Genomic DNA, 6324 nt, shown 5'->3' with positions numbered 1-6324 from the left:
CAACACAGGCGCGGACCGACTCGATAATCATCAGGCCGGACGGACGGAAGGAGTCGCGGGGCGCGACGACCCAGTGTCGGTAAGCGGCGTGGGCATCGGCCGGTGACGGCAGGGCGATCTCGCCGCCGAGCGGGACAACGGATACGTCGAGTCGGAAGAGTTCCGAGAACAGGCGTATATCGTCCGGCAGGTCGGGTCGAATAATGTATGTCCAGCGCCCGGAGCGAGTGTGGGCGATGATCGGGCCGACTGCGAATCGCTTGTGTAGCAGATGCTCTCGTACTCGGTACCCCAGGCTGCCGGGCATGGTGATCCCGCCGACCATTCCCGCTTTGACGACAATGCGGCCGTGCTCAGGGTGAATGACGGCCGGTATGCCGCAGATGCGCCGGTAGTAGGCGCAACGAGAAGCCGGCGTGTCGTCGAACGCCGAATCGTTCATGAAAGCCTTCGTCGGGTCGGTGCTCTGAATTGCCGCGATGCGGGTGAATTCCGTTCGCTTCCCGTTGTTTCGGGTGTGCAACCACCTTGGACCTGGGACGATGTCGAGCGCAGAGTAGACCGAGGCAACTCTGAGTAAATTCGAGTAAGGGGGCAATGTGACTACTTGGTGGACTGGTGAAACCGTCCTCGCGCTCAGGAATGCATTGCGGCTCAGCCAACGCGAGTTCGCCCTACTGGTCGGTTGCTCCCAGAAGTCCGTCAGCAATTGGGAGCGGGGCGAGTCCAGGGTGAGCGCCGACGGGCAGCTTGCGTTGGACGAGGTTTTGGCGACACTGGAACCTGTGGCGCGGGGGCGCTTCGCAGTGCTGGCCGAGGAGACCGACGTGGACCGCAGACAGTTTCTGATGACGACGGCGGCGCTCGCCGCGACGGCAGGGGCGTCGAAACCTGAGGTGACGCCAGCCGCTATCGATCACCTGCGTACGACAGTCCATGCCGGGATGCTGCTCGACGATTCGCTGGGGTCGGACGCCGCCAAACCGCTGATCGATCAGCTGGCCCGCACCTGTGTGCGGCTGCTGCCCGACTGTCCCGAACTTCTCGAGCCGCAGCTGTCGAGGCTGGCGGCCGAGGCGATCGGGTCCTCCGCGTGGGCGGCATGGGACCAGCGGGACGTGAAGCTCGCTGATGCGTTGTTCCAACAGGCCTTCAGGTACGCCGAAGCGGCGGGCGACACCGATGTCCAGGCCGGAATATTGGTGCATCGGACCGATCTCGCGGTGTGGATGAAGCGCTATGCCGCCGCAGCCGATTTTGCGGACGCTGCGCTGCGCATCAGGGTGCGTGACCGCAGGATGGCCGATTACCGGGCGCTGCGTGCTGCACAGGCATACGCGCATGCCAATCGACGGCAAGATGCTCGCCGACAACTGGACAGAGTCTCGAATGAGCATCTGACCGAGACGACTCCTGACGAGTCGTATGCGTACTGGATGGCCGCGTGGGTAACCGGCGACATCACCGGCTCAGTGCTGGAGGCGACTGGGGACCGGCGCAGCGCTGCGGAATCTGTCGAGCAGTCGTTGCAGTTCATTCCCGTGCACGCCGCCAGGCATCAAGCGCTCACTCTGCTGCGGCTCGCTCGACTCACCGCCCCGGACGATCTCGATCGGGCGGTGGGTGCGGCTAAGGAGGCTGTGGCGCTCTCTCGCAAGAACACCTCTCCCAGGTTGCGTGGAAAGTACTTGGAGACCCGCAAGCTCCTTGCTCCCTGGAGCAATGCGCGCGTAGTACGAGACCTGGACGTATTCGCTGCCGGTGTTATCTAGGCTCCCACGAAACGAGTGCCCAGCATGAATATCGGATACGCTCATCGCCGGGGTAGTTGATGGGGAGTTCGGTCCGTCGTAATCAGCACATGCAGAGGCGGTAGGGGCCTGGCTCGGGCACTGCTGAGGTAACACCGCGCGGGTCTTCTGGAACTCAATGTTCTGCATCGACCGGAAGACCCGCGCGGCGCTGGGGAACTCGATCAGATGTTGACGCCGTAGTCGCGCGCGATCCCCGCGAGACCCGATGCGTACCCCTGGCCGATGGCCCGGAATTTCCATTCGTTGTTGTGCCGGTACAGCTCGCCGAAGATCATGGCCGTTTCCGTGGAAGCGTCTTCGGTGAGGTCGTAGCGGGCCAGTTCCACGCCGGTACTGGCGTCGACGACGCGGATGAAGGCGTTGCGGATCTGGCCGAAGGACTGGCCGCGGGCGTCGGCGTCGTGGATGGAGACCGGGAAGAAGATATTCGTGATGGTGGGTGGGGTGGCGGTGAGGTCGACGTTGATCACCTCGTCGTCGCCCTCGCCGGCGCCGGTCAAGTTGTCGCCGGTGTGCTCGATGGACCCTTCGGGCGAACGGAGGTTGTTGTAGAAGATGAAGTGCTGGTCGGACAGCACTTTCAGACTCGGCCCGCACGCGAGCGCGCTGGCATCGAGGTCGTAGTCGGCACCGGTCGTGGTACGGACGTCCCAGCCCAGACCCACCGACACCTTCGTGAGATTCGCGGCCTGCTTGGACAGCGAAACATTGCCGCCTTTGGCCAAAGTGACGCTCATGATCCCCTTCCGCGCGGCACAGCCGGTGCCGCCTTTCCTTCTTGCTACCCGGAAACCTTGGGCCGGTTCAGTTCTTGTCGTCCGCCCAGGATTGCAGCGTGCTCACTCGGCCTTTCAGCGCGCGCAGCTCGCTCTCGTCGTCGAGCACCGTGCGCTGGATGCCCTGCACGATCGCGAAGGCCGACTGACGGTGGTCGTCGATCACGTCGACGTCGATGCGCACGGCCACATAGTCTTCGGCGTCGGGCATGCCCTCCGCGACCACGTGCGCGGTGCCGCGCGCGGCCAGCGCTACGTTGCCGCCGCCGAGGATCAGCAGCGCCACTTCGGGGCGCTCGCGCAGCCGGGCCAGCGAGCCGCGGTCGAATTTGAGGCTGATGAGTATTTGCCGATCGCCCGCCCGCACCGGCCAGGACACCGGAATCGCGTGCGGCGCCGGATCGGTCGTCACCAGCACGCCGATCGTCTCGAGCGGCCATTCCGGTAGCACGTCCAGCTCGGGATGATCCGTCGAGTTGTGCTGACGTTGGGCGGGGCTCACTCCGGCTGCCATCTTCGTCACCTCATGCATAGTCGAGCGCGGCGGGCTGTACCGCGCTTGCTAGCAGTTTAGGCGACCGCTCGGAAACGCAGGTCGGCTCAGGCGATCCTGCACGCGGTTGCTCTGCGCGGCGCTCGTGGACGACGAGTCGCGTGCGGCCGCGCACCGAAAGGCGGTGGCAACGGGGATCGGCGGAGTCGTGACTACAGCATCCGGCGTGGTCTGCTCATCGACTTGGCGCGGCGCACCGATACTCGCGACCACACCGATTGCTGTACCGCCAGCGTGGCCCAACCCGCCAGTGCCATCCCGGACAGGTTCACCACGAGTTGCAGAGCGCTGCCCCAGATCGCCGACCCGACACCGAAGGCGGCGCCGAGCGCGATATTGCCCGCGGCGGGCACCGTTGTCACCGAGATGAAGACACCGGCCATGCCCCCTGCCTTGGCCGAAGTCAGCACGAGCACTCCGGCGGCGGCCGCGATGACGGCGACGATGAACGACCACTTGTCGGGGGTGTAGATGAAGGCTGTTCCCGGGCGCGGACCGGTCACGTCATCCACGGTGATCCAGCCCAGTGCGCGCGCCATCAAAGCGAGTGTGAAGGTGATGGCGATGGCGGCGGTGAAACCGAGCAGCAGCGTGCGCACAGCGAGGCCGAACAACACGAATCGGCGGCGCACCAAGGCGACACCCAGCGCGGCGATGGCCCCGAATTCCGGACCGAGGACCATCGCCCCGATGACCAGAATCTGCGAATCCAGCACGATCGCGATCGCGGCGATCACCGTCGCCAAGGTCATGAAGCTGAGGTAGGTCCAGTTCAGCTCGGTTTCCTCATACGAGCGCTGCGCGACATCGGCCCATACGACGGAGTCGGCACTGCTGCCGGGTGCACGCACTTCGGCATCGAAACCACTGCGCGACAGCCAGGTACGCACCGGTTCGATCTCGATGCTGCCCGCATGATGCAGCCCGATGGCGCGCAATCGCTGGATCACGTCGTTCGCCGCTTCCCGCGCCACATCGGCCAGCACCACGTCACCGCTGGGCCGGAGGGAGGCGCCGCGCAGCACCGCGAGGCCACTCACGGCATCGTCTTGTTCGAGAATCTGGATGACGTCATCGGTCATCTCGGCAGGAGCCAGCATCCGCAGGTGCAACACGCCCCATAGTGTGCCGCGCTTCGCCGCGTATCTCGCTGCGACCCGGCACAACGATCTCCGGGCTGTGGATGAATCACTAGTGCCAGGGTTTTGTGGATAGGGCGTGAAGTGCTTCGCCACTTGTGCGCTGGCGATGCGTTCCGTTGGCGGGCCTTGTCCCAGGTGACAATCAGGCCGGGGCGCTTTGGGCTCCGCCGGGATCCGGGGTGACGGTCAGGCGGAGACCAGCGCGGGAATGTCGAGTGTGGCGGCCCACTGCTGCGCCATGTCTTTGACCCGGATCTCCGCCGACGCGTCGTGCCGCGCGTGCTCGCCGACCTGGGCGGCACCACGCGCGATGAGCTTCTCGGCGATGATCTCGCCACCACGGTTGAAGGTGTCGCCGTACACGGAGTCGCCGAGCCCGAAGACGGCGAACCGCAGGCCGGTCAGTTCCGGCGCGTTGCGATCGAGCGCGTCGGCGAAGGGTTCGGCGCCGGTCGGCAGATCGCCATCGCCGTAGGTCGAGCACACGATGACGTGGAAGTCGCGCACGTCCAGGTCCTCGATGTCGAAGTCCGTCATGTCGTGCACCGAGACGTCGTGCGCTCCGGAGAGTTCCGCGGCGATGCTGTCCGCGGCGGACTCCGCGGTCCCCATCTCGGTTCCGAACACAATGACGACGCGCACCGGCGCCCCTCCTCTCCTTCGATATGGCGAGGCTATCCTAACTCGCCGAGCTGGTTGAGTGCTACGGCCTCCGCTCACCCCTTGCCGAGGGCGTCCGCGGTGCGCAGGGCGTCGACCAGCATCGCGGCGTCGACGGTGAACGGTTCGTTGTGGATTGTTTCGCCCGGGGCGGTTGCCCTGGTCGCGATAGCAGACAGCGTCTCGTGATCGGCGTCGGCCAGACCCAGCGCGGCCAGGGTCGTCGGGAGCCCGACCTCGGTGCAGAAATCGAGCACGATGTCGATCTCGGATGTGGGAGCGCCTTCGATCACCAACTGGGTGAGCGTGCCGAAAGCGACCTTCTCGCCGTGCAGGAACGGGTGCGTCCCCGCGGCGGCGGTGAGGCCGTTGTGCACCGCATGCGCGGCGGCCAGCCCGGACGATTCGAAACCGAGCCCGGACAGCAGCGTGTTCGCCTCGACGACGCGTTCGAGTGCCGGGGTGACGCTGTGGTTTCGGACCGCGGTCAGTGCCTGCGCGCCGTCGGCGAGGAGGGTGCGATAGCAGAGCTCCGCGAGTGCGGTGGCGCTGCGTGTCGAGGCTCCGCCGCGCATGTTGCGCACCTGCGCCGCACTGCACGTTCGCGCCTCGAACCAGGTGGCCAAAGCGTCACCCATGCCTGCGGCGAGCAGCCGGGCGGGGGCCTGCGCGATGACCGAGGTGTCCACCAGCACCAGCGCGGGATTGCGCCGGACCAGCTGATAGGCCTCGAATTCGCCCGCCTCGGTGTAGATCACCGACAGGGCACTGCACGGCGCGTCACTGGAAGCGGCGGTGGGGCAGCTGATCATCGACAGGTCGAGATCGTCGGCGACTGCGCGCGCCGCGTCCAGCACTTTGCCGCCACCCGCGCCCAAAACGACTGTGCTGCCGGATTCTTCGACGGCATGGGCGATCCTGGCGATCTCCGCCCTGCTGCACTCACCGCCGGACAGCTGGATCGAATAGGCGATCTTCGCATCGGTGAGCGACCGCTCCCATGTCCCGGCGAGCAGCCGGAAAGCGCTGCCTCCGGACACGATCAGCACCGGACCGCCGATCCCGAGCCGGGCCATCTCCGCACCCAGCGCCGCTGTGGCGTCCCGTCCCTGCACGTAGTGCCCCGGCGAGGAGAACACGCTCAGCATCCGACACCTCCCGATCCCGGACCGCGAACCATGCCGAACGTGCACACCCCTACAGCCCGACCCGACGACTCTCTAAACGCTACGCGACCCACCCCTGCCACCGGCTGTGGTTGACGAACTCGGCCATGCGAAAGCGCTCCACCGGCCTGCGCCGAACCCGCCCACACCGACGCTGCGGACTGGGACCGTACGGGTGCGGGGACACGTGCTCTCGATGCCACGCCCGGCATC

Annotated in this window: 7 protein-coding genes; 1 reads left to right on the top strand and 6 read right to left on the bottom strand. The window is 66.1% G+C overall.

The genetic code is table 11. The features are described 5' to 3' along the window. A partial coding sequence (locus NA4_RS10935; protein WP_174552925.1) for a hypothetical protein occupies positions 1–598 on the bottom strand: 598 nt, incomplete at its 3' end. Position 599: 1 nt separating this feature from the next. Between NA4_RS10935 and NA4_RS10930 the strand changes: the two genes are divergently transcribed. Continuing rightward, positions 600–1772 (top strand): helix-turn-helix domain-containing protein, encoded by a 1173-nt coding sequence (locus NA4_RS10930; protein WP_067468019.1) that lies wholly within the window; start codon positions 600–602, stop codon positions 1770–1772. A 203-nt stretch (positions 1773–1975) separates the two neighbouring features. Here the strand turns inward: NA4_RS10930 and NA4_RS10925 are convergent, their stop codons facing one another. From NA4_RS10925 to NA4_RS10905, 5 genes are all read right to left on the bottom strand, one after another. Continuing rightward, positions 1976–2551, bottom strand: coding sequence for a TerD family protein (locus tag NA4_RS10925; protein WP_067468016.1), 576 nt, complete (start codon positions 2549–2551; stop codon positions 1976–1978). 67 nt (positions 2552–2618) lie between these two features. Next, on the bottom strand, positions 2619–3104 hold the full coding sequence (locus NA4_RS10920; RefSeq protein WP_067468078.1) for a pyridoxamine 5'-phosphate oxidase family protein: 486 nt from the start codon (positions 3102–3104) through the stop codon (positions 2619–2621). A gap of 191 nt (positions 3105–3295) precedes the next feature. Beyond that, on the bottom strand, positions 3296–4258 hold the full coding sequence (locus NA4_RS10915) for a DUF389 domain-containing protein (protein WP_067468013.1): 963 nt from the start codon (positions 4256–4258) through the stop codon (positions 3296–3298). Positions 4259–4471: 213 nt separating this feature from the next. Then, positions 4472–4927: a flavodoxin domain-containing protein gene (locus tag NA4_RS10910; protein ID WP_067468006.1), complete on the bottom strand. Its 456-nt coding sequence runs from the start codon at positions 4925–4927 to the stop codon at positions 4472–4474. 74 nt (positions 4928–5001) lie between these two features. Continuing rightward, entirely contained in the window at positions 5002–6093 is a 1092-nt protein-coding gene (locus NA4_RS10905; RefSeq protein ID WP_067468003.1) for a glycerol dehydrogenase, read from the bottom strand. Positions 6094–6324 lie beyond the last annotated feature (231 nt).

The organism is Nocardia amamiensis NBRC 102102 (assembly GCF_001612745.1).
Lineage (GTDB): Bacteria > Actinomycetota > Actinomycetes > Mycobacteriales > Mycobacteriaceae > Nocardia > Nocardia amamiensis.
The sequence above is the reverse complement of the archived record's forward strand: the minus strand, read 5'-3'. Positions and strand labels throughout refer to the sequence as shown.

What these genes read in the sequence shown, in the direction of transcription:
- NA4_RS10925 (WP_067468016.1), bottom strand. Translation starts at nt 2,551, where the DNA reads ATGAGCGTCACTTTGGCCAAAGGCGGCAATGTTTCGCTGTCCAAGCAG.
- NA4_RS10920 (WP_067468078.1), bottom strand. Translation starts at nt 3,104, where the DNA reads ATGGCAGCCGGAGTGAGCCCCGCCCAACGTCAGCACAACTCGACGGAT.
- NA4_RS10905 (WP_067468003.1), bottom strand. Translation starts at nt 6,093, where the DNA reads ATGCTGAGCGTGTTCTCCTCGCCGGGGCACTACGTGCAGGGACGGGAC.